This is a genomic window from Pseudorhodobacter turbinis, from assembly GCF_005234135.1.
In the GTDB taxonomy this organism is placed as follows: Bacteria; Pseudomonadota; Alphaproteobacteria; order Rhodobacterales; family Rhodobacteraceae; genus Pseudorhodobacter; species Pseudorhodobacter turbinis.
In genome coordinates, this window is the sequence record NZ_CP039964.1 from 2,134,942 (window position 1) to 2,158,956 (window position 24,015).

At 57.7% G+C, this 24,015-nt stretch carries 20 protein-coding genes; 6 read left to right on the forward strand and 14 right to left on the reverse strand.

Translation table 11 applies throughout. The features are described from left to right. The first annotated feature begins 39 nt into the window (after positions 1-39). The 5 genes from EOK75_RS10305 to fzlA all read left to right on the forward strand — a co-directional run bounded on the left by EOK75_RS10305 (position 40) and on the right by fzlA (position 7,215). Complete coding sequence (locus EOK75_RS10305; protein ID WP_137193870.1) at positions 40-738, forward strand: hypothetical protein; 699 nt, start codon at positions 40-42, stop codon at positions 736-738. After that, complete coding sequence (locus EOK75_RS10310) at positions 728-1,102, forward strand: hypothetical protein (protein ID WP_137193871.1); 375 nt, start codon at positions 728-730, stop codon at positions 1,100-1,102. The genes EOK75_RS10305 and EOK75_RS10310 overlap by 11 nt, the downstream gene beginning before the upstream one ends. A gap of 36 nt (positions 1,103-1,138) precedes the next feature. Next, a complete protein-coding gene (gltB, locus tag EOK75_RS10315) occupies positions 1,139-5,680 on the forward strand; it encodes a glutamate synthase large subunit (protein WP_137193872.1) in 4,542 nt (1,513 codons plus the stop codon). 140 nt (positions 5,681-5,820) lie between these two features. Next, entirely contained in the window at positions 5,821-6,474 is a 654-nt protein-coding gene (gene mtgA / locus EOK75_RS10320; RefSeq protein WP_240794050.1) for a monofunctional biosynthetic peptidoglycan transglycosylase, read from the forward strand. 75 nt (positions 6,475-6,549) lie between these two features. Next, positions 6,550-7,215, forward strand: a complete 666-nt coding sequence (gene fzlA, locus EOK75_RS10325) for an FtsZ-binding protein FzlA (RefSeq protein WP_137193874.1) — start codon at positions 6,550-6,552, stop codon at positions 7,213-7,215. On the opposite strand, the gene EOK75_RS10330 is transcribed toward fzlA, so the two are convergent. The 7 genes from EOK75_RS10330 to cysQ form a co-directional block, all read right to left on the reverse strand. Beyond that, positions 7,212-8,600, reverse strand: coding sequence for a sulfotransferase (locus tag EOK75_RS10330; protein ID WP_137193875.1), 1,389 nt, complete (start codon positions 8,598-8,600; stop codon positions 7,212-7,214). The two genes, fzlA and EOK75_RS10330, sit on opposite strands and share 4 nt — an antisense overlap. A 4-nt stretch (positions 8,601-8,604) precedes the next feature. Then, positions 8,605-10,302: a DUF5927 domain-containing protein gene (locus tag EOK75_RS10335; protein ID WP_137193876.1), complete on the reverse strand. Its 1,698-nt coding sequence runs from the start codon at positions 10,300-10,302 to the stop codon at positions 8,605-8,607. Further along, entirely contained in the window at positions 10,299-11,309 is a 1,011-nt protein-coding gene (locus EOK75_RS10340; RefSeq protein ID WP_137193877.1) for a glycosyltransferase family 2 protein, read from the reverse strand. The genes EOK75_RS10335 and EOK75_RS10340 overlap by 4 nt, the downstream gene beginning before the upstream one ends. A 63-nt stretch (positions 11,310-11,372) precedes the next feature. Then, on the reverse strand, positions 11,373-12,605 hold the full coding sequence (locus tag EOK75_RS10345; RefSeq protein WP_137193878.1) for a glycosyltransferase: 1,233 nt from the start codon (positions 12,603-12,605) through the stop codon (positions 11,373-11,375). Between the two features lie 3 nt (positions 12,606-12,608). After that, entirely contained in the window at positions 12,609-13,505 is an 897-nt protein-coding gene (gene galU, locus EOK75_RS10350; RefSeq protein ID WP_137193879.1) for a UTP--glucose-1-phosphate uridylyltransferase GalU, read from the reverse strand. A gap of 158 nt (positions 13,506-13,663) precedes the next feature. Further along, a complete protein-coding gene (locus EOK75_RS10355; RefSeq protein WP_137193880.1) occupies positions 13,664-14,869 on the reverse strand; it encodes a glycosyltransferase family 2 protein in 1,206 nt (401 codons plus the stop codon). Continuing rightward, the gene (gene cysQ, locus EOK75_RS10360) at positions 14,866-15,660 is read right to left on the reverse strand and encodes a 3'(2'),5'-bisphosphate nucleotidase CysQ (protein ID WP_137193881.1); all 795 of its coding nucleotides are present in this window, start codon (positions 15,658-15,660) and stop codon (positions 14,866-14,868) included. The genes EOK75_RS10355 and cysQ overlap by 4 nt, the downstream gene beginning before the upstream one ends. A gap of 29 nt (positions 15,661-15,689) precedes the next feature. Between cysQ and EOK75_RS10365 the strand changes: the two genes are divergently transcribed. Further along, positions 15,690-16,619, forward strand: coding sequence for an ABC transporter permease (locus EOK75_RS10365; RefSeq protein ID WP_420821909.1), 930 nt, complete (start codon positions 15,690-15,692; stop codon positions 16,617-16,619). 2 nt (positions 16,620-16,621) lie between these two features. On the opposite strand, the gene EOK75_RS10370 is transcribed toward EOK75_RS10365, so the two are convergent. The 7 genes from EOK75_RS10370 to lspA all read right to left on the reverse strand — a co-directional run bounded on the left by EOK75_RS10370 (position 16,622) and on the right by lspA (position 24,014). Further along, a complete protein-coding gene (locus tag EOK75_RS10370) occupies positions 16,622-17,152 on the reverse strand; it encodes a HutD/Ves family protein (RefSeq protein ID WP_137193882.1) in 531 nt (176 codons plus the stop codon). A gap of 6 nt (positions 17,153-17,158) precedes the next feature. After that, on the reverse strand, positions 17,159-18,325 hold the full coding sequence (locus EOK75_RS10375) for a DNA recombination protein RmuC (protein WP_137193883.1): 1,167 nt from the start codon (positions 18,323-18,325) through the stop codon (positions 17,159-17,161). Continuing rightward, positions 18,322-20,151: a DNA mismatch repair endonuclease MutL gene (gene mutL, locus EOK75_RS10380; protein WP_137193884.1), complete on the reverse strand. Its 1,830-nt coding sequence runs from the start codon at positions 20,149-20,151 to the stop codon at positions 18,322-18,324. Before mutL ends, EOK75_RS10375 begins: the two co-directional genes overlap by 4 nt. Before the next feature lie 63 nt (positions 20,152-20,214). Continuing rightward, the gene (locus tag EOK75_RS10385) at positions 20,215-21,513 is read right to left on the reverse strand and encodes a M16 family metallopeptidase (RefSeq protein WP_420821930.1); all 1,299 of its coding nucleotides are present in this window, start codon (positions 21,511-21,513) and stop codon (positions 20,215-20,217) included. Then, the gene (locus EOK75_RS10390) at positions 21,513-22,865 is read right to left on the reverse strand and encodes a M16 family metallopeptidase (protein ID WP_137193886.1); all 1,353 of its coding nucleotides are present in this window, start codon (positions 22,863-22,865) and stop codon (positions 21,513-21,515) included. Before EOK75_RS10390 ends, EOK75_RS10385 begins: the two co-directional genes overlap by 1 nt. 89 nt (positions 22,866-22,954) lie before the next feature. Then, complete coding sequence (locus EOK75_RS10395) at positions 22,955-23,479, reverse strand: DUF3035 domain-containing protein (RefSeq protein WP_137193887.1); 525 nt, start codon at positions 23,477-23,479, stop codon at positions 22,955-22,957. A gap of 52 nt (positions 23,480-23,531) precedes the next feature. After that, entirely contained in the window at positions 23,532-24,014 is a 483-nt protein-coding gene (gene lspA / locus EOK75_RS10400) for a signal peptidase II (protein WP_137193888.1), read from the reverse strand. Position 24,015: the final 1 nt, after the last annotated feature.

The window sequence follows — 24,015 nt, forward strand, 5'->3', positions numbered from 1 at the left end:
CCACGTCGATGGGTTTGAAGTGAACGGAAAGGTTCGGATATGCGCGGTTTGATCGTGGCGTTGCTTGTAGTTTTGACTGCCCCAACGGGGGCGGCTGCTGGTGCGTTTAACCCGCCTGCGGGCTGTAGCGGCTATTTGACGGTGCAGTCGCGGTCGTGCCGCGTGTCAAACTATTATACCTGCACCCAAGATGCGCCGGGCGACCAATGGCGCGCGGATTTCGACCAGCAAGGGCTGTTTTTCGTCAGCCGTGTGGATGCTGAGGGGCAGTGGGTTGAAAGCCTCGATATAAACCCGATGGTGCGCCAGACGCTGGATGCGGGGGCCGAAGATCCGGCCTCGTTTACCGAGCTGTTGGGCGGATTGGACAGCTTTTCGTTCAACCTGACCCGCGACAACGGGGAACGCAGCAGCGTGCGCGGTTTTGACCGTTTGACCGGAAGATCGGTTCAGATTGACGGCATAACCCTGCAGGAAACCGAATTTGAATATAGCGAGACGGATCGCGAGGGCAATTTGCTGCGCCGGTCGCGCGGGGTTGAATATATCCATCCCGAATGGCGGATTTTCTTTGCCGGCCCGTCGGAATGGGACGGTGGTGATGGTTATTTGCCGATGGATGGCAGCCCTGTGGAATTTATCTTTCCCGATGAGCCGGGGTTCTTTTCCAACCAGCCTGTGTTCGAATGTGATGCGATTTTAAGCAATTATTCCAAAGGGTCCGCAAATGGAAATTGAGCTGGAAACCGGCGAATTCTACACCAGCGAGCAAGACGGATTTGACCCTGTGGTCATCTGGCTGGGCCGCGTAGACCTGCCCGAAGACCTTGAAGGTGTCGCCGCAGAGCCGGTGCTAAGCCTGATGGTCCGCGCCGCCGAAGAGGGCAGCCCCGTGATCGAAATGGCGCCCTTTTGGCAAGGCGTCGTTATGACGGCCGAGTTTATGGAGGCCGACCCGTTTTATGTCGATGAAGCGGTGTTTGAAGACAGCTACCACATCTGGCGCAACGCCTATGACCAGGGCGAGGCCTTCCCTTGGACGATGTCCCCCAATGAGGTCTATGCTCGGATGCTGGGCGAAATGGATGATGAAGACGCGTAAAGCGACACCTGTAATTTTTCTGACGGAGCAAAACCAATGACGAATTCCCCCGTTTACGATGCTGCCTGGGTTGCTGCCGAGGAAGCGAAACGCGCCTACATGGACGCGAACAGCCTTTATAAATCCGAGGATGAGCACGCCTCTTGCGGGGTCGGGTTGGTCGTTTCCATCTCGGGGGAGCCGAGCCGTTCGGTCGTGCAAAACGGCATCAACGCGCTTAAGGCGATCTGGCACCGCGGGGCGGTGGATGCTGATGGCAAAACCGGCGATGGCGCGGGGATCCATGTGCAGATTCCGGTGGAATTCTTCTATGATCAGGTGCGCAGAACAGGGCATGAACCTGATACCAGCAAGATGATTGCCGTCGGTCAGGTCTTCTTGCCGCGCACTGATTTTGGCGCACAGGAACGGTGCCGGACCATCGTTGAAACCGAAGTTCTGCGCATGGGTCACGCGATTTATGGCTGGCGGCATGTGCCGGTTGAAACCTCTGTTCTGGGCGAAAAGGCAAATGCCACCCGCCCCGAGATCGAGCAAATCCTGATCCGTTGTAATCAGGACATTGAACAAGAACAGTTTGAGCGCGAGTTGTATATCATCCGCCGCCGTATCGAAAAAGCCGCTGCTGCTGCGCAAATCGGCGGGCTGTATCTGTGCAGTCTCTCGTGCCGATCGATCATCTATAAGGGTATGATGCTGGCCGAGGAGGTCGCGGTTTTCTATCCCGACCTGATGGATGAGCGTTTTGAATCCGCCTTTGCGATTTATCACCAGCGCTATTCCACCAATACATTCCCGCAGTGGTGGCTGGCCCAGCCGTTCCGCATGTTGGCCCATAACGGTGAGATTAACACCCTGAAGGGCAACGTGAACTGGATGCGGAGCCATGAGATCCGCATGGCCTCTGTCACCTTTGGCGACATGGCCGAGGATATCAAGCCGATCATTCCGGCAGGTGCCTCGGACAGTGGTGCGCTGGATGCGGTGTTTGAGGTGATGGTACGCTCGGGGCGGAATGCGCCCTTTACCAAGACCATGTTGGTGCCAGAGGCATGGAGCAAAACCACGACCGATATGCCCAAAGCTTGGGCCGATATGTACGCCTATTGCAACGCCGTGATGGAGCCATGGGATGGTCCCGCCGCTTTGGCGATGACCGACGGCCGTTGGGTTTGCGGTGGGCTTGACCGTAACGGTTTGCGCCCGATGCGCTATGTTGTCACCGGCGACGGCTTGTTGATTGCAGGCTCCGAGGCGGGAATGGTGCCGGTGGATGAGGCCAATGTGCGCGAAAAAGGCGCGCTTGGGCCGGGCCAGATGATTGCCGTCGATATGCAGGAAGGCAAACTTTATCACGATGGGGTGCTCAAGGATAAGCTGGCCTCTGCCCAGCCCTTTGGCGACTGGATCGAAAAAGTGGTGGAGCTGAATGACTACCTGATCAACCTGCCCGAACACGCCGGCTTTACCGGTACAGATCTGCGCCAGCGTCAGATCGCGGCAGGCTATTCGCTAGAGGAATTGGAACAGGTTCTGGCCCCGATGGCCGAGGATGGCAAAGAGATGATCGCCTCGATGGGGGATGATACGCCTGCCGCCGTGTTGTCGTCGATCTACCGGCCGCTGTCGCATTTCTTTCGGCAGAACTTTAGTCAGGTCACCAACCCGCCCATCGACTCCTTGCGCGAAAGCAGGGTGATGAGCCTGAAGACGCGTTTCGGGAACTTGAAAAACGTGCTGGATGAGGGCAGCAGCCAGACCGAAATTCTGCTGCTCGAAAGCCCGTTTATCGCCAATGCCGAATTTGATGCGATGATGGCACATTTCGGCGATACGGTGTCGGTGATTGATTGTACCTTCCCGAGGGGTCCGGATGCGCTGCGTCAAGGCTTGGAACGTATCCGCGCCGAGGCCGAGGATGCTGTGCGCTCGGGTGCCGGGCATCTGGTTTTGACGGATGAACACCAAGGGCCGGACCGCGTGGCGATGCCGATGATCTTGGCCACAAGTGCTGTGCACAGTTGGTTGACGCGCAAAGGGTTGCGGACGTTTTGCTCGATGAACCTGCGCTCGGCCGAATGTATCGACCCGCATTATTTCGCGGTGCTGATTGGCTGTGGCGCGACCACGGTGAACGCCTATCTGGCACAAGACAGCATTGCCGACCGGATCGCGCGCAATCTGATCGCAGGCAGCTTGACCGAAGCAATGGCGCGCTACCGTGCGGCGATTGATGCGGGCCTTCTCAAGATCATGTCGAAGATGGGGATTTCGGTCCTGTCGTCCTATCGTGGCGGGCTGAACTTTGAGGCCGTCGGCCTGTCGCGTGCGATGGTTGCGGAATATTTCCCCGGTATGCACAGCCGGATTTCCGGCATCGGCGTGTCGGGTATTCAGCACAAGCTGGAAGAGGTTCACGCACGCGGCTGGCTTGGCGGCGCGGATGTTCTGCCTATAGGCGGCATCTATAAATCGCGGAAATCGGGCGAGAAGCACGCATGGGAAGCGCAGACGATGCATATGCTGCAATCGGCCTGTGACCGCGCCAGCTTTGATCTGTGGAAGCAGTATTCCGCCGCGATGCGGGCCAATCCGCCGATCCATCTGCGCGACCTTCTGGCCATCAAGTCCTTGGGCAAGCCTGTGCCGATCGAGGAAGTGGAAAGCATCACCTCTATCCGCAAACGGTTTGTGACGCCGGGGATGTCGCTGGGCGCGCTCTCGCCCGAGGCACATAAAACCCTGAACGTGGCAATGAACCGCATCGGCGCCAAATCCGACAGCGGCGAGGGCGGCGAAGATCCGGCGCACTTCCTGCCTGAGGCCAATGGGGATAACCCCTCGGCCAAGATCAAGCAGGTCGCCTCTGGCCGCTTTGGCGTGACGGCAGAATATCTGAATGCCTGCGAAGAGCTGGAGATCAAGGTCGCCCAAGGGGCGAAACCGGGCGAAGGCGGGCAGTTGCCGGGGATGAAGGTCACCGAGTTGATCGCACGGCTGCGCCACTCGACGCCGGGAGTCACGCTGATCTCGCCGCCGCCGCACCATGATATCTACTCCATCGAAGATCTGGCGCAGCTGATCTATGATCTGAAACAGATCAACCCGCGCGCCAAGGTGACGGTGAAGCTGGTGTCGAGCTCTGGTGTTGGTACGATTGCGGCAGGGGTGGCCAAGGCCAAGGCTGATGTGATCCTGATCTCGGGGCATAACGGCGGCACCGGGGCAAGTCCGGGCACTTCGATCAAATACGCGGGCCTGCCATGGGAGATGGGCCTGACAGAGGCGCATCAGGTGTTGAGCATGAACAACCTGCGCGAACGGGTCACCCTGCGGACCGATGGCGGCCTGCGTACGGGGCGCGATATCGTGATGGCGGCAATGCTGGGGGCCGAGGAATACGGCATCGGCACGGCGGCACTGATCGCGATGGGCTGCATCATGGTACGCCAGTGCCAAAGCAACACCTGCCCGGTCGGCGTTTGCACCCAGAATGACGAACTGCGCAAGAAGTTCACCGGCAATGCGGATAAGGTGGTGAACCTGATCACTTTCTATGCGCAAGAGGTTCGGGAAATCCTTGCCTCTATCGGTGTGCGTTCGCTGGATGAAATCATCGGCCGCGCGGATTTGCTGTCGCAGGTCAGCCGTGGCTCGGCGCATCTGGATGATCTGGACCTGAACCCGTTGTTGATTACCGTCGATGGTGCGCAGCGGATCACCTATGATCGCTCCAAGCCACGCAATGCCGTGCCGGATACTCTGGATGCCGAGATCATCCGCGATGGCGCCCGCTTCTTTGAGGATGGCGAAAAGATGCAGCTTTCCTATGCCGTGCGCAACACGCATCGGACCATCGGCACGCGCGCATCCAGCCATATCGTGAAACGCTTTGGCATGCGCAATACCCTGCAAGAGGATCACCTGACGGTAAAACTGTCAGGCTCTTGTGGGCAATCGCTGGGCGCATTTGCGGCGCGGGGTTTGAAGCTGGAGGTTTACGGCGACGCGAATGACTATGTTGGCAAGGGCCTTTCGGGAGCGACCATCGTGGTGCGTCCGCAAATGTCCAGCAGGTTGGATGCGTCGCAAAACACCATCATCGGGAACACCGTGCTTTATGGCGCAACCGATGGAAACCTGTTTGCCTGTGGCCGTGCCGGCGAACGCTTTGCTGTGCGCAACTCGGGTGCGTCGGTGGTGATTGAAGGCTGTGGCACCAACGGTTGCGAATATATGACTGGCGGTGTTGCGGTTATTCTCGGCTCTATCGGGGCGAATTTTGGGGCGGGGATGACAGGCGGCATGGCCTATCTCTATGATCCTGAAGGGGTGGCCGAGGATTTCATCAACCCTGAAAGCCTTGTGACCTGTGCCGTTAGCAACCCCTATTGGGAGGCGCAGCTGCGTGGCTTGATCGAACGTCACGTGGCGGAAACCGGTAGCTTGAAGGGCCAAGAGATCCTGAATGATTGGGTGCAGGAGCGGGCAAATTTCCTGCAAGCCTGCCCCAAAGAGATGCTGGTACATATTCCACATCCGCTGAGCGATGAGCGGGATGCGGTGCCCGCAGAATAATACGCACAGGCCCGGCGGAATCCTTCGCCGGGCCTTGTTTTTACGGCGTCCTGACTTGAACGCAGGCGGGCTTCGTGTCTTAACGGGGCATGGTAAAACGCAGCAGAAAATCCAAAGCAAAACCCAAGACCCTGCGCCCGATGCGCTGGGTCACGCGGGCTGTGTTGCTGATTGTGGCCGTTGTTTTCCTTATCGTGCTGTTGTTTTCACTCATCAACCCGCCCACAACGCTTTACATGTGGAAAGAGGGGCAGCGCCTTGGTGGTGTCAAACATGAATGGGCCAGCTGGGATGAGATTGCCCCGGTCATGGCGCGCTCTGCTGTTGCGGCCGAGGATGCGAATTTCTGCCTCCATTGGGGGTTTGATATGGGCGCGATCCGTGCGGCGATCGATGAGGGGGGCAATCGCGGTGCCTCCACCCTTAGCCAGCAGGTCGTGAAAAACGTGTTTTTGTGGCACGGCCGCAATTACACGCGCAAAGCCGCCGAGGCGGTGATCACCCCGATGGTGGAGCTGGTCTGGTCCAAGCGCCGCATCCTTGAGGTGTATCTGAACGTGGCGGAGTTTGATGAAGGCGTCTTTGGCATCAAAGCCGCCGCCGCCCATTATTTCGCAGTGGAGCCTTCGGGCCTGACTCCGGTACAAGCGGCGCGATTGGCGGCGGTGCTGCCTGACCCCAAAGGCCGCAATGCCGAGACCCCCACCGCGCGGTTGCGGAAACGTTCGGCCTCTATCCTGGATGGGGCGGAGACGATTCGCCGCGATGGCAGGGCCGCTTGTTTTGCGCAGTAGGCGCGATGCGGGATTGAATTTTACGCCCAATGCCAGCTAAAAGGACTGGGCGTCTTTGTTGAAGGCTACAATCTGATGAACCGTCTATACCACTTCCCCCTGTCGCCGTTTTGCCGGAAAGTTCGGCTAACTCTTGCGGAAAAAAAGCTGGAGGTGGAACTGGTTGAGGAGCGCTACTGGGAACCCTCTGCCGATTTTTTACGGCGCAATCCTGCAGGCAAGGTGCCGATCCTGAAGATGGACAGCAAGATGCTGACCGAAAGCCAGGCAATCTGCGAATATCTGGAGGAAACACATCCGACGCCTCCGCTGATGCCCCGCGATCCCGAGGAACGCTTTGAGGTGCGCAAGCTTTGTGCTTGGTTTGATGACAAGTTTCACAAAGAGGTCACGTCCAACCTGGTCTATGAGCGGGTGAACAAGAAGGTGATGAAGCTGGGCTACCCCGACAGCAAGGCGGTAAAGCTTGGGGCGCAGCGGATCAAATACCATCTGGATTATATGGCATGGCTGCTCGATCAACGCCGTTGGCTTGCCGGCGATGTGATGACCCTCGCCGATTTTACGGCGGCAGCGCACCTTAGCTGTCTTGATTACATCTCTGATGTTGATTGGAACCGATCCACCAACGTGAAGGATTGGTACGCGAAAATCAAATCGCGCCCCTCGTTCCGCCCGCTACTGGCCGATCAGGTGCCGGGTTTTCCGCCACCCTCCCATTACGCAGATTTGGATTTTTAGGCCCAGTTCTCAAAGCCATAGCCGATGTAATCACGGTTATAGGCGTCGCGGGTCGCGGCCTCGATCTCTTCGTCATAGATTTGGGACAGAATACCCATTGAGGGATCGGGCGTGGCGGGCAAGGGCGGGCAATCCACACCAAGCTCGGTCGCGATAAAGCCAAGACCCATGGCAAGGCTTTCCTCTCTCAATACAAGGTCGGGGCCTTGGAATTGCGCGAAACCCTGGATCACGGCGGTTTGGCTGGCAAAATGCGGGTCGATTCGCAGGCCGGTTTGCCCTGCCACGTTAAGTTTGAGGAAGCGTAGAAAATCGAGGAACGCTTGCCGGTGGGCATTAAGCGGCATCACTGTGCCGGGTTCGGGAAGCGCGATCTTGTAGCTTTTGATCAAACCGTCCCGGATCTTCGGCAAGGCGCCTGTCAGGATTTGGCTACAAAACCCGGCATGGGCACGGGCAACCGGATGGCGCAATACGGTAAAGCTGCGATGTTTGGGCGTATTGCGCAGCCATTGACGCAGGGTTTTCTGGCTGAAATTCCCTGTCATGGGCCCCAGACCCGAAAGCCACTGCATAGCGTCCTCTTCCGGTCCTCCGCGCAGTGGCATGTAAAGCGCCCCGCCTGCAGCCACGAATGAGGGGATCGCGGGGGCGCGACGCGGCTCAAAATTCGGGGTGCGTGACAGGTTGAAACGGTCAAGCCCAGCAAGGGCCGCAGCCATTTCGTCGTAGTTTTCTACCTTTTCGGAGATCTCTTCGGGGTTTTGCTTTTTGAGCGTCGTATCCGGCGCAGCGAGCGTTCCTTCAATCCCCAGAAACCGGGCAAGACCGTTTAGGACATCGGTGTCGTTGATATCCTCATAGTCGATGTAGAATGCGGTTTGGCCACTGGTTTGCAACCCGTGCATCAGGCGCAGCTGGAAGTCTTGCAATTGTGCCAGATGAGCAGAAAATTCGGGCGCATCAAAATGTGCCTTGGCCGTTTTCAAGCGCTTTGCCTGCGTCAGTTTCCATTGGCCTGTGGCCTGCGCGATTTTCCAGCTGACATAGCTTTCCACGGGATTGCGGGTTAAAATAATTTTTGCGCAACGAGGATCGGTAAGAACGGCAGGCAGAACACGCGGGTCGTGGTCGTGAAAATACCGAAACCCAGAAAGCCCCTCGGTCTGCTTGCGCATGTGTTGCAACAACAACAGCGGATCGGCCTCTCGCTGGGCCAATGTGACCCCGAAGGCCTCTTCTTGGTTCAGCTTGCCGATGAAATGCGGGTTGAACGCTTCACCATGGCAGGCCACTCCGGGCATAGCATTGAGGTTTGCCTCAAGAAAATTGCTGCCCGTACGCATTTCGGCAAGCAGGACGAAGCTGTCAAATGGTCGTTTCAAAGCGCTACCTTACCAGATAAGGCCGACCCCTGCGGACGGCGTTTTGGTGTATATTGTCGTCAACCGGAAAGTCGCCCATCAGCATCGGCTGCATGCCCTGATTGCGCAGGTTTTGCAGGAATTGACCGAATCCGGAAAGGTCGGTCATGCGCGGCGCCTCGTTCAGACGGCGCAGCGCACGGGGGCTGATTTCATCCACTATGGATTGCAAGGGTTCCATAGGGTTCTCAACGAATTCCGCCAGATTCCAAATGCGATATCGGGCCTTGGTCCAAGGGCTGCTTAATATATTAAGGTGCTCTTGTTCCAGCCGTTGCAGGCGCGCGGCCTTTTCCCGGATTTCCAAAAAATTCAGGTTGGACTTGAACAAGGGCACTGCCCAAGCTCCTGATATCACGGAGATGGTTGCATTGGGATCCTTGGCAAGTTGCCAGTTGATCGCCTGATTGTCAGCCGGGCCGAATTGGAAACATTGCCGCTCGCCCCGCGTATTCCACAGCAGGTTCGACAGGAAACTTTTGGGATTGTAGTCGCGGATCGGGGCAGAATCGGACATTGCACCATTATAGACCGCTTCGCGGCCTGAATATTCCACCCGCTCCAGCGAGAAGAGATGCCCATGTACGCGCGTTCCGGTCATCTTTCCCAGCCAGGGTTCGAAATTCTCGAACAGGTCGGAAAACCCCTCAAACACTGAATATGGCGATGCGCTTTTGCCATTCTCCCAATCCTCGTTGGGAAACCGGCTTTGCATATAAAGACCTGATCGCCCTTTTGTCCGCCGCGCGATCGCCCTTGAAAAAAGGCGGTCAATTTTACCCGGGTTGGGTTCTGCTGCTGTTTGCTGCTCGGTCCCTTTGGTCAGAAAAACACGGTAGAGCTTTTTGGCATGGGGCCAGGTTTTGCGCGCGACAAAGCAGTCAGACCGCCGCAATAGTTGCAGATGGTCATCATAGAAAATATGCGGTTTGCCCTGAAAGTCGAATTTCGACAGGGTCAGGGAGCGGCTTTCGATATTCGATGAAAACCGTCTAACCTGTGTTTGAAAGTAGGATTCATCGGGAATCCAGACGCGCCGAAAGTAGCGGTCAATTATCGGCCGCTCCGGGTCTTCCAGAATGGCAGAGAGGGTTCTGCGCGTCAGGCACCACCATTGGCTGCCCAGATGCGGGACAACGCCTGTCGGGATTTTTCGTTTGAAGCGCACACGGCGTTGTAGTTTGACGTAGCCGTCAAACAGGTGGCGGTGTTTGCGCCATGAGAATGGAAACCGCAATGTGAAGCGTTCAAGATCCAACCCGCCAATCGTCCAGTCGACATCTGCGGTTGTGACGGATTCGATGAAATCGGTACGGGGACGGCTGTCCAGATATGCAGCAAGCTCGCGCACTGGCCGCAGTGGCAGACAGGAGCCGGACGCAAGGTAGATATGGCTTGCGCCGGGAAAGTCCTGCAACATGATGATGGCGGCGGCTTGCGTGGCGGCTACAATTCCCCAGGTTCCCCATTCGCAGGCATAGCGTCCGGAAAAGCGGATATCGGGCAGGTCCGCCAATGAGGATTGTAGTGCTTCGAATTCCGCGCATGGGACGCGTTTATCGACGTGGATCACGACAGGGCAGCCATGATTGGCCCAATGGCGCGCAACCTGTGCCGCGCGGTCCAGGGCGGTGTGACACAGCATAATGATGCCAACACTCATGCCCAATTCCCCTTGGACATCAGGCCCAAAATCTCCAACTGGCGCCAGTTGATATATTTTTCAGACCATTTACACCACAAGTCGGGGTTATCCTGTAGCGCGGCCTTATAGGCTTTGTATTCGTGGCTATTGGCATAATGCTGCCTGCGCTTCATCTCCTCCTCTGCCTTGGAGGCGAAAGTATCAAGAAATTTGGCATGTAGCAGGCAGCCGCTTGCCTTTTCTCCGCCCCATTCGTCATAGACGAGGTTCAACCCGCGCGGCAGCAGCGTATGGGTCGAAGAGGCGTAGGCGTATCGCCATTGCCATTTCACCAAAGGGGTCTTGTTTAGCGCAGGCGCACGCTCTGGTGCATCGGGAAAGAAGACGCGTGCACGCGGCCCGCCCTGTATCCAAAGGTTGCCATATTTCGCGTTGCGAGAGATCGTGTAATTGCCGCTGTCAAACCATTGGGCAATTTCGAACGGATCCTGACCCTCTTTGTATGGCCGCGTGTTGATCGGCCCCTTGGGATACATATCCAACAGCATGGCCGAAAAGGACTTGATCGATGATGCATCAAGCCAATCTGTCAGCGCGCGCAATGGGCGGGTGTCGCAAAAGGGGTAGATGAAGAATTCATCCGGATCGACAACCAGCGTCCAGTGATTATGCCCGTAACGCATTTGCAGCCAGTTTAGCCAATCCACGCCGAAACGCGCCCGTTTATAACTATGTTTCGTGTGCCACAAAGAAACATCCGCCTGCGCCTGAAGGTATTCGCGTGACCCATCATCGCTATCATTGTCGACGATTAGAAAATGATTAATGCCCAACCCGCGATAATATTTCAGGAAATATGGCAAGCGCACACGTTCATTGCGAAGTGTAGAAAAGAGCAAAATATCGGTGGGTTTGATTGCTTTTGTGCGTTTGGCAATAGATATCAATTCGCGCCTCTTGCGAAAAGCACGAAACAGCCAGCGTTTGCGGGCAATTCGTAACCGATATCGAGAGATAATGCTCACACGTTACTTTCCAAAAGGCAGGCCCTTATTATGGGGTAGAGATCCCTTACACATTAACCGGTATCAAGCGATACTTAAGACAGTGTTGAAATGGTCTTCCCAGCGCGGAATTAGTCCCGTTTGGTGTTTTGATGCCCCATGTGTCCATCCTGCAGGCTGTTGAGCATCACTTCTGGCCATGAAGCGGATGATTGCTTCCTGCCAAGAATAGCCATCCTCCAAAGCGAGGTAAACGGGGTATTCCCCCAAGGTTTCGCGGTAGATAGGCAGGGGGGGCAGGAGCACTGGGACACCGAGGCTTGCCGCCTCAAGTGGGGGGAGGCCGTAACCCTCAACGAGGCTGGGGAACAGGAGCGCCCGCGCATTGGCAAGCAAGCCCATAACCTGCCTGTCGGGCAGGTTCGGCATCTCAAACACAGTGCGGTTCAGGAAGGGCAGCGCATCAAGACGTTGAAAAAGCGCCTCATTCGCCCAGCCGCGACGGCCAAGGATCAGCAGGTCGGGAATGCTCTCGTCGGGCAGGTCGCGGTGAAATGTCTCCCATAGATCCAGAAGGAATGCATGGTTTTTACGCGGCTCAATCGTGCCAACCGTCACGAAGTAAGGCTTGGCACGCGGGCTAACCGGCGCAGGATCGGGGGGGAGGATGCCCAAAGGCGCCACGATGCCCGAAGGTGTGCGGCCATGGCGCGACAGGTGGCCCTCGGTCAGCGTGCGCGTGACGCAGGCAGTGTGGATAACCAAATCGGCATGGGTGGCGGTTGCGGCCAGCTTGCGTTCAAAGCTTTGGACAGTGTCCGCACGTGTGAAAGCCGGATGGTCCATAGGAATTGTGTCATGGAGCATAACCGAGACAGTCCCGCCCGCAGCCTTTACCGCCGTCAGGCCCTTGTCTGTCAGGTTCGCGTGTCCGACATTGAGGTAAGAGAACCCCTGCGGAAGGTGCAGCTGCAACATCTGCTGCAAGCGCCCTTGGCGCGCCCGTGCGATGGAAAGCCTGCGGGCTGCGGTCTCTGCCTTGGCGCGTAGGGAATCTTTGCGTTGCGTCAAACGAGAGAGGATATCGGCGCGGGGCAGCGGTATACGTCCGTTGACCAAATCCTGAAAAGCGCCCATCCCTTCGCGGTCCAGTAATAAATAACCAAGCTGGCTGCGAATCAGGCCGAAAACAGGAAGCGGAGCACCAAGAAGCTGCCCAAGATAGGCAGCCTCTACCCTGTCCACCCCGGTTGGCTGCCCTTTGCCTATGCGTGAAAGTAGACGCGTCAGGTCAAGCAGCCGGGCCGGGGGGGCCATGGCTTATTGCGCAGCTTTTTGCTGGGCGACCAACTCATGAAGGTATTCGCCGAACTCTGCCTGAAACTCGGGGCGGGCAAGGCCGAAGGCGACCGTCGCCTGCAAGAACCCGGCTTTGGAGCCGCAATCATAGCGCTGACCCTGGAAGCGATAACCGTAGACGTTATCTTCATCGTGGATCTGCTGTGCGATGGCATCCGTCAACTGGATCTCGCCACCAACGCCTTGTTTCATCGTGTTAAGATCATTCAAGACTTTTGGCGACAGGATATAGCGCCCGATCACGGCAAGGTTGGATGGGGCGTCTTCGGCTTTTGGCTTTTCCACCATGCCTTTTGCCCGCACAATCGAGCCCATATCCTCGGCAATATCCAAGACACCGTAAGCGCCTGCCTTTTCTTGGGGCACTTCCATGGTTGCGACCATGTTGCCACCGGTTTCGGCATAGGCCTCAACCATCTGCTGCAAGCAGGGCTTTTCCGCGGCAATAACATCGTCGGGCAGCAGAACGGCAAAGGGTTCATCCCCGATCAAGCGGCGTGCACACCAAACGGCGTGCCCCAGCCCCATCGGACGGTTTTGCCGGACATAGGCGATTGCGCCACTGTCCATATTGGTCGCTTTCAGAACTTCCAACAGTTCGGTCTTGCCCGATTTGCGCAGTGACGCCTCCAATTCCGGGGCGACGTCAAAATAGTCTTCTAGCGCAGATTTCCCACGTGAGGTGACAAAGATGAACTCTTTAATGCCGGCCGCGCGCGCCTCATCAATTGCGTATTGAATAAGGGGGCGGTCAACCAAGGTCATGATCTCTTTAGGGATCGATTTTGTCGCCGGTAGAAAGCGCGTTCCCATTCCAGCAACAGGAAAAACGGCTTTTGTGACTTTCTTGATTTTCATTTACCTACCTTACAGAAGTCGTAAAATTTCGTCGCGTATACACATTCGCCGTGAACTTGGCATCCAATTTGAAGGATGAATTGTCAAGAAATCTATAAAATGGAAACAGTTGGCCAATTACCGCCTATATTTTTGCGCAATAAATGGCCTTTTGCAACCTATAGGGGCCGATAGAGCGCTAGGCGTTTCGATTCGATCAATTTTCGGGCGGTGGCATTACGCCATTCAAAGCGTTTACCATTGCGAAAACTCCGGCCAAAGCGCCCGCCGGACTGTTCCCATACCCCGTTTTCGGTGAAACGGTGCCTATGCGGGGACAGGCCTCGCGACAGCAAGATAAGTGTCACGACTTCACCTTTTTTTCGCGCGCGTAGGGCAGTCTTTTGTAATGCTGTACGGTCCTTTGCGGCTCCAAACAGGAAGCGGCCAGGTCGCGGCCCGGTGTTTGGAAGGGGTGAAAAAGCTGGCGGGGCGACACCTACGGCGGCTATCCGTTTGGTGACCGCGCTTTGGCCTGATGCGATGCCGCGCGACAGCCCATCCATCAGCCGTGTGATATCGCGAGGCTCCAATGCGCCGCGGATCATATGGCGGATCAAGCGTGCCTTTTGCTCTGCGATATGGCGTGGCAATGCGGTTTGAGGCATGCCGTGGCGGGTGGTGAATAGGGCGAGGCTGTGGCCGATCTCGGTCAGGTCGGTCGGAACACGGTCGGCGCGACGGCGGGCCGACGGCGCATACCCGTGATGCACGACCGCATCGGGCACAACCGCCGTCAGCCCGCCAGTGGCAGCAAGGCGCAAGTTTACATCCGCCTCATCCAGATAAAAACGGTAGCCCTCGTCAAAGCCGCCGATGGCAAGCAGTGCCTCACGCCGGAACGCACAATTGGTGCCTTGGGTTTTGATCGCGCGCGATGCCGTGCCGGAATGCAGGCTGGTAGAAGGCCCCGCATCAAACGGGTGGTCAAAGCCATCCCCATCCACCCATGCGGCTTGCCATTGCCACGCAAGCCCCGACCGCCCCAAGACAAAACCGCCCGCCGCTGTCACGCGCGCGTCAGAAAAGGGCGCCACCAGCCGCGATAGCCATGATGGTTCCGGCACCGCGTCATCATCCAGAAAGGCAACCACGGGTGCCGCTGCCAAGCCAAGCCCGATATTGCGTGCGGCAGAAATATTCGGTTGGTCATATTCCGCCAGCTTAAGCGGAAGGCCCAATGTTTGTGCCGCCCGAATACCATCCGGATCGGCGACAACGATCACCTCAAACGCCGGATGGTCCATTTGCGCCACCCCCATCAGCGCGCGGATCAACGCGCACGCCCGGTGGCGGCTTACGATGATCAGGCTGGTGGGGGTCATTTCTTGAGGGTAACGCCCGGCGCATAGGCGATGAAGAAGGGGTTCTCCCAGCCTGCTTTGCCATAGGCCAAAGGTGCATGCGTATCAAAGTGCACGACCTGCCCACCAGCGCCGCGCAAGACGGCGTCCCCGGCGGCTGTGTCCCACTCCATCGTGCGACCAAGCCGGGGGTACAAATCGGCCTCTCCGGTTGCGAGGAGACAAAACTTGAGGCTGCTGCCTGCGCTTGTCATATCACGCACCGCATATTTGCCGATATAGGCATCGGTGGCCGCATCGCGGTGCGACTTGGAGGCGACGACCATCAGCGCGCTGTCATCTGGCGAGGAGACATGGATTTCATGGCAGGGGCCGGGTTTTTCCCTTAGGAGGTCGCCTGTTTCCTCTACTGTTTGGCCATCGGCACGGGTGTAGAACAACCGTCCCTTTGCCGGCGCATAGACCACGCCGCGTTGGGGAATGCCGTTTTCAACATAGGCGATATTGACGGTGAAATCCCCGCGACGTTTTACAAACTCTTTGGTGCCATCCAGCGGATCGACGATCAGAAAGGTAGAGGCCTTTAGCGCGTGGCTGTCGGCCTGCTCTTCGGTGATCAGGACTACATCCGGATATGCCGCGCGCAACCCCGCCGAGATAATGGCATCGGCTGCCTCATCCGCCTCGGTTACAGGGCTTTCGTCAGACTTTGACCTAACCTCAAAATCCGGGGCGGCATAGACCTTCATAATCTTGGCACCGGCATCCAAGGCCAGTGTGCGCATCAATGATATGAGGGGGGAATAGTCCATTCTGCTCTCCATTTCACACGGATCCTGGCATGATTGCCAAAAATATTGTTCCTCCTTATCATACGGGTTTAAGGTATCAGCAAGTTTTCCCCACCATAATTAATAGCGAACCACCAAGAGCAGAGGTAATAGCAAGAATGTTCCAACGCGAGGCCCGAAAGGGCCCGATGCTTACGGGCCTTGGTATGATGGAGTTGATCTTTCATGCCGCTGTCCGATCCGTTCGCAAGAACCACGGCAATCCGATCATCGGGTTGCTGTTGAATATCTTTCAAACGGTCATGCTGGTTGCAGTGTTCTTTTTGTTGTTCCAATTGCTGGGCATGCGCGGCATGGCGATCCGCGGGGATTATCTTTTATACGTGATGTCGGGCATATTTATGTTCATGACGCATATCAAAGCGTTGGGGGCTGTTGCGGGATGTGAAGGCCCGACCTCTGCGATGATGAAGCATGCGCCGATGAATACCTTTGTGGCTATTGCATCAGCTGCGCTGGCAAGCCTCTATACACAGCTTCTTTCGGCAATTGTGGTGCTCTATATATATCATGCGGCTTTCAGCCCGATCAGCTTTCACAATCTGCCCGGTGTCCTCGGGATGCTGCTTTTATCATGGAGCAGTGGGGCAGCGCTCGGGACGTTGTTGCTTGCGCTAAAGCCGTGGCAACCCGATGCGGTCGGGATTATCACGCAGCTTTATCAACGCGCCAATATGATCGCGAGTGGCAAGATGTTTGTTGCAAATACGATGCCCACGTCAAAACTTGCTTTTTTTGATTGGAACCCGTTGTTTCATACAATTGACCAAGGGCGCGGCTTTACCTTTTTGAATTACCACCCCCACTACAGCAATTGGGAGTACCCGCTGAAAGTGACTTTGGTGGTCTTCGTGATCGGGTTGATGGCGGAAAACTTCACGCGCAAGCATGCCTCAATCAGTTGGGGAGCAAAGCGGTAGCGCTATTGCGGCTGTTCAAACAGTTGAATGGCCAGAACCGGTGCCCCGTGAAGGATTGCGGCGGGGGCGCCGATTAGAAAGTCATGGCGCGCAAGTGTGATATCCCCATATTGCACCGCGCCCAAGGCAAAGAGGCAAAGCGTGGCATCGGGGCACGGGGTCAGGGTGGTGTTTTCGAACACTTCGACGACCGGCTTTGGCAAGCTGCGGTGGGTCATCACATTGAAATCCACTGCTGCCTCTGAGACATCCTGTGCCGAGAGTGGTACATCACCGGGAAAGGCGACCGGTTTCAAAAAGCCGGCGCGAAAATGGCTATCTCCGACAAGATTGAAGCCGGGACCATCAATCACGGTCAAGTTACGCTCAATATCCGGGAACTGCGAAAACGGGCCATCCTTGGCAACCGTCGCCATAGAGAACCGCCAGCGCAAACCGCTTTCATCGGCCTCGCGCCAAATCTCAATGGTTGTTCCCTGGCCATTCGCCCAAGGCATTTCGGTATAATCGGCGCGGGTCAGGTGGCGGGTCATCTGTGCTTACTCTGTCTTTTGGGTACCGATAAGATCGGGGCCGGGTATCGGATCTGGGGAAAGCTCTTCAAAGTCGAAATTATCCAGCTTGGCGGCGCGTTTTCCAGCACGCTCAGCGGCGGTGCTGATCCCGTCAAGGTCGGCGCGGGCTTGGTTGAAATGGGTATTCAACTTATCGACGCGGTTCACGACAAGCTCCACATCGCGGTGCAGCAGGCGCAATGTCGCACGAATCGCACCGGCCTGTTCGCGCATCCGGGCATCTTTCAGCACGGCGCGCATGGTATTCAGGGTCGCCATGCAGGTGGTGGGGGATACAATCCAAACCTTTGCATCAAAGCCGTCGCGCACCAGTTCGGGGAAATTGGCGTGCAACTCGGCATAGACCGCCTCGGAGGGCAGGAACATCAACGCGCCATCGGCGGTTTCCCCATCAAGGATATATTTCTCCGAGATCGCCTTGATATGCGCCTTCACCGACACGCGCATTTGTCGCGCGGCGTCCAGTTGCTCGGCGGGGGTCTGAGCGCGGCGCAGGGCCTCATAGGCCTCCAGCGGGAACTTGCTGTCGATGACAATCGGGCCGGGCGGATTGGGCAGATGGATCAGGCAATCGGCCCGCTTCCCGTTTGAGAGCGTGGCCTGCATCGAATAGGCATCGGCAGGCAGCGCCTTGCGCACGATGTCATTCAGCTGGATTTCCCCAAATGCGCCGCGGGTTTGCTTGTTGGACAAAATATCCTGCAACCCCAATACATTGCCAGAGAGCTTTTCGATATTGGCCTGCGCCTTGTCGATGGTTTCCAGCCGTTGCTGCAACTCGCCCAAACTGCGCGCCGTGCGGGTTGATGTGCCGTGCAGGCTTTCGGTCATGCCGCGTTGCACCTCCATCAGCCGCTTTTCCATCATTTGCAGCATTGCCGTTTGGGAATGGGTCTGGGTCTCGGAAACATGGTGCAGCCCGCCGGCCAGCCGTTCCTGCCCCTCGGACAGATGCTGCACCCGCTGGCCAAGCCAGCCCATTTCCCGCATCAGGGGTTCTGTTGCTTTGGCCGATTGCCCCAAGGCGCGCAGGATCAGCAGGAAAAACGCCAGAACAACAGCAAGGCCGCCGCCAATCAACAAGATTAGCGGATCATTCCAGTGATATATTTGTCCTGCGATTTCAATCATCTGCGTCCGAACAGCTTTTCAATATCGGCCAGCTTCAATTCGACATAAGTGGGGCGTCCGTGGTTGCATTGGCCCGACAAGGGGGTTGCCTCCATTTCCCGCAGCAACGCATTCATTTCCTCGGCGCGCATCTGACGGCCAGAGCGGATGGACCCGTGGCAGGCCATGCTGGACAAAACCGCATCCATCCGCGCTTGCAAGCGGTCAGAGCTTCCGATGTCCGCCAGATCATCCAGAATATCGCGCAGCAGGGCGCTGGCATCAACACGGCCAAGGATCGCTGGCGTTTCGCGTACCGCAATCGCGCTGCCGCCAAAGGCCTCAATCGTAAGGCCAAGCTGGGCCAGTGCAGGTGCGGCCTCCATCAGCCTTGCGCAATCACTGGCCGAAAGGTCAATGATTTCAGGGATAAGCAACGCTTGGGTGGCGATACCATTATCATCCCGCTGCGCTTTCAGGCGCTCATAAACCAGCCGTTCATGGGCGGCGTGCTGGTCGACGATGACCATACCATTTTCGGTCTGCGCGATGATGTAGTTTTCATGGACCTGCGCGCGGGCGGCGCCCAAGGGACGCGCTATTTCTTGGGGTGCGGGCTCCTCAAAACGGGCAGAGGGGCTTTCGGCAAAGCCCATATCCTGTTCGGGGGCCTGATAGGCCAGCGAATGACGGATCGCCCCAGCCGATGGACGCTCCATCTGATAAACCCGTGCGGTTGCGTTCGGTTCCGGCTGAAATGCGGCAAGCGTTTCGGCCCCCACGGTTGAGGAGGCGCGATGCCCGGCCTCGGCCAGCGCATGACGAAGCGACGACACGATAAGCCCACGCGCAAGCGCCGGATCGCGAAAGCGGACCTCGGATTTTGCGGGATGCACGTTCACATCAACCAGATGCGAATCGCATTCGATATTCAGCACGGCGGCGGGATGACGATCACGACTGAGCACATCCATATAGGCGGCGCGCAGAGCCCCATAGAGCATGCGATCCTGTACAGGACGGCCGTTCACAAACAGATATTGCGCCGCCGAGGAGCCGCGTGAATAGGTGGGCAGTGCGGCATAACCGATTAGCCGCAAGTCCTCACGCGGGGCATCAACGCGCATCGCGTTATCGGCAAAATCGCGGCCCAGAACCGATGCAACCCGCCCGTGAAGCGCATCAAAGAAGTCGCCCGAGACAGGATCGGCGCGAAACATCATCCGTGCATCGCCGTTTGACACATCGCGCAGGGTGAAGCCGACCTCGGGTTCAGCCAAGGCCAGCCGTTTGATAACATCGGCAATGGCCATCGCCTCGGCACGGTCCGAGCGCATGAATTTCAGGCGGGCAGGCGTGGCGTAAAACAGATCGCGCAGCTCTACCACGGTGCCGATGGTGATGGGGGCAGGGCGGGGCGTCTCCATCCGGCCACCGGAAACTGCGATCATCATCCCGTCGCCGTCAGCGGTACGTGAGGTGATGGTCAACCGCCCGACAGCCCCCAAAGATGGCAATGCCTCACCGCGAAACCCGAAGGAGTGGATGTTGAGCAGATCACTGCCGTCAATCTTGGATGTGGCATGGCGTGACAGGGCCAAAGGCAAGTCCGCCCCCGTCATACCGCAGCCATCATCGGTGATGCGGATCAGGGTTTTGCCGCCATCGGCATAGTCGATCGCGATGCGCCGTGCGCCCGCATCCAGCGCGTTTTCTACCAGCTCTTTCACGGCCGAGGCGGGGCGCTCAACCACCTCCCCCGCAGCGATACGGTTGATGGCCGATTCGTCCAACTGACGAATGATGGCGCGCGGTGGTGCGCTTATGTTGCGGTATGGTTCATTCATGACACCAGTTTTAGCATGACCCAAGGGTTGAGGCCACTGCTTGCCATGGGTTATCCACCGTTTTTAGGGCGTGGTTTCCGGCTGCCCGACGATCACGAAATGCAGATCCTCGGGGCGCAGAAGCCGCTTTGCGACCTTTGCGACATCTTCCAGCGTGACGGCCTCAATCCTGGCGTTGCGCGTGGTGGCATAATCAATGGGCATACCGTCCATTTGCATGCCAACCAAAATCCCTGCGATCTGGGAATTGCCGCTGAACCGCAGCGGATAAGAGCCGGTCAGATAGGTCTTGGTTTTCGCCAATTCCTCCGCGGTGATACCTTCATTTGCGGCGCGGGCCCATTCGGCGCGCACGATCTCGACCGCCTCAAGCGCTGTGGCATTGGCGCTGGAGAAACGGCCTGCAAGCACCTCGGCGTAGTCTTTATCGGCGAGATGGGTGCTGATGCCATAGGTTAGCCCGCGTTTGTCGCGCACCTCTGTCATCAGGCGGGCGCTAAACCGACCGCCACCCAGAACCTCATTCAGGATATAGGCTGCGAAAAAATCAGGATCGTCGCGTTTGATGCCCTGTTGGCCAAAATGGATGACCGATTGCGGGCCGGGAAATTCCACGACGGTTTCGCCGCCTTGCAAGGCCCAGTCGGCACGTTCGGGCAGTGGCGCGCCTTTGGCAGGCAAATCACCCAAAAGCTTGTCCAAAAGCGCACCAAGATCAGCCGCAGAGATGTCGCCCGTGGCGGCAACATAAAGATGCTCTTTGGTGATTGCGGCCTCAAATGCAGCTTGGAGATCGGCGCGGCTTAGGCCGGCCACGCTTTGCTCGGTGCCGCCGCCGGAACGGCCATAGGCATGGTCGCCGTAAGCAAGCATGTTGAACCGTTTTGAGGCGATGCTATCGGGGTTCTTCACGTCGGAGCGGATGTTGGAAAGCACCTGCCCGCGCACCCGTTCGACGGCATCGGCGTCAAAACGGGGTTGGGTCAGGGCAAGGTGCAGCAGGTCGATGGCCTTTTCCTGGTTCTCGGTCAGGAATTGGGCAGAGATGCTGACGCTATCATCCCACGCCTGAAAGCTGAACGAGGCGGCCAGCGAATCGCGGGCATTGGCAAAGCCTTGGGCATCCAGATCGCCGGCACCTTCCTCAAGCAAGGCTGTCATAAGGTTGACCACGCCGCGTTGTTCCACCGGATCAAGCGAGGTGCCGCCGCGCATCCTGATCTCCAGCGCGGTGAAGGGGATCTCATGATCCTCGATCAGCCATGCAGTGATGCCACCGGGGGAGGTGACTTTTTGGATCGGCAGCTCTGCATGGGCGGGCAAAGACAGGGCCAGAAAGGCCGCAAAGAAAAAGCGCATCATCATTGTGCCACCTCTGTCTGGGGATCATCGCTGCGTTCCAGCCAGCCTGTCACCGCGTTTTTGCGGTCGAAAACCTTTTGCGCGGCCTCCATCACCTGCTCTGGCGTGACGGCTTGCAAAATATCGGGCCAAGCCTGCACATCCGCCACAGTCAGGCCGCTGGTCAAGGCGGTGCCGTAGTTGCGCGCCAAGCCTTCGACGTTGTCGCGGGCGTAAATCTCATCCGCGCGAAGCTGGCGTTTGATGCGGGCAAAGGCGTCGGGGTCCACGCCGTCCTCTAGAAACTGCGCGATCACATCGTCAACGGCACTTTCCAGTTCGGTCAACGAAGTGCCGGGCGTTGGCACGGCCACAACGCCGAAATTGGTCACATCCAGCGAGAGGCCGGAATAAAACGCACTGCTGTAAACGGCTTTGGGCGCCTCACCGAACTGCAAGGCCTGCGCCATGACGGAGGTGGTGCCGCTGCCGCCCAAAAGCTCGGCCAGCACGCTAAGGGCGGCGGCGTCCTGCTGTGCGCCGCTGTCGCGTTCGGGGGCCAGATAGGTGCGGATCATATAGGGTTGGGCCACGCGATCGTCCGACATGGCAAGCCTGCGTTCCGCCAGTTGCGGCGGCTCTGTCGGGCGCAGGCGCGGTGCAAGATCGGGGGTGGGGGGCAACGGGCCGTAATGGGTTTCGGCCATCGCCTTGACCTCTTCGGGGGTTACGTCACCGGCGACGATCAGAACGGCGTTATTCGGCGCATAATAGGTGCGGTAAAATGCCAGCGCATCTTCGCGGGTCAGGGCCTCTGCCTCATGTTTCCAGCCGATAACCGGCGTGCCGTAGGGGTGGTTGAGGTATTGTGCCGCGCGGCGTTGCTCGCCAAAAAGAGATCCGGGGTCGCTGTCGGTGCGCTGTGCGCGTTCCTCGATGATTACGGCGCGCTCGGTTTTGACATCCTGTTCGGACAGAACCAAACCGCGCATGCGGTCGGCCTCCATCTTCATCATCAGGTCCAGGCGGTCGGCTGCAACACGTTGATAATAGGCGGTATAATCATAAGAGGTGAAGGCGTTGTCATTGCCGCCCTGTGCCTCGACCGTGGCGGAAAATTCACCGGGGGCAACGGTGTCGGTGCCCTTGAACATCAGGTGTTCCAGAAAATGCGCAATGCCGGATTTGCCGGGCGCTTCGTCGGCAGAGCCGATTTTGTACCACAGCATATGGGTGACAACGGGTGCGCGATGATCTTCGATAACCACCGCCTCCAGCCCGTTATCCAGTGTGAATGTGGTCACTTTATCGGCAAGCGCCGAGGTCGCTGACATGGCCGCGAAAACGAGGGGCAGCAACAGGCTACGCAACATCGGCAATACTCCGTTTGGTGTGCGGTATTACACCTAACTGCCCAAGGCGCAGGGTCAAGCCTTCTTCGCGCGGATGTGATGCCGAGGGGCTATTCGCCGTCTTGCGCCGGAGGGGCCGAAACGTTGCGGACACCGCGGGCGCGCCAGCGTGCCAATTCGGCATGTTGGTCAAGCGATTGCTCCTCGTAGGCCTTGTAATAGACGTTCACGTTAAAGAGACGCTCCATCACCCGGCCTTTGTTGTCGCGGCGGTGTTCAAGATCGGCAGAGGCCAGCTCTGGCCGGATTGCGGCAGATGTACCGTAACGCCCGGCGTGGTTGACCAAGGCGCTATCCCCTGCGGGAACACCCGTGCCGGTACGCAAACGCCCACCAAGGGCGGCAACTGCATCGGCCTCGGGGGTGGGGTCGCTCAGGTTGCTGCCGCCGACCGTGGGTTCGGGCAGGGCTGCCAGGTCTTCGGGCATTTGCAACGGTTTGGGCGGCAGAATCGCAAATTCATCCGGCCCGTTGCCAGAGGCTTGCAGGTTCATCAAGCGCGGCTCTCCGCCACTGCAGGCAGAAATAAGCATCGCAATCGCGGCAAGCGCCACGGCCCCTTTTTTTGCAAGCATCTCCGCCTCCTTCACTTAGGTTGCCCATGTTTAGCCGAAAGTAATCGGCGCGTCACGGGGTCTTTCGCGCCTTTCCCTTGCTATCGGCGGCGAAAAGAACAAGCCCCGCCGCGCCGGCAAAGATCGCGATGTCTGCCACATTGAACGCATAAGGGTTTTCCAGCCCGCAGCAAGACATATTCAAAAAGTCCGCCACGGCCCCGTAAACCAGCCTGTCGATCACATTGCCCAAAGCGCCGCCGATTAAAATTCCGGCTGAGATTTGCGCCATCTTTGTCTGTTTGCTGCGCGATACCCAGCGCCAGACCCAAGCGGTGATCGCAAGCGACACCACGATCAAAACCCAGCGCATCACGTCGGAATTATGGGCAAACAGGCCGAAATTCACGCCTTTGTTCCACGCCATGCGAAAGGTCAGATAGGGCGGCCAGATATCGATATACCCAACCTCACGCAGGTTGAGACCAAATACCACGGCCAGTTTACTGGCCTGATCCAATACGAATATCACCAAGGCCGCCCAGAAAATGCGCATA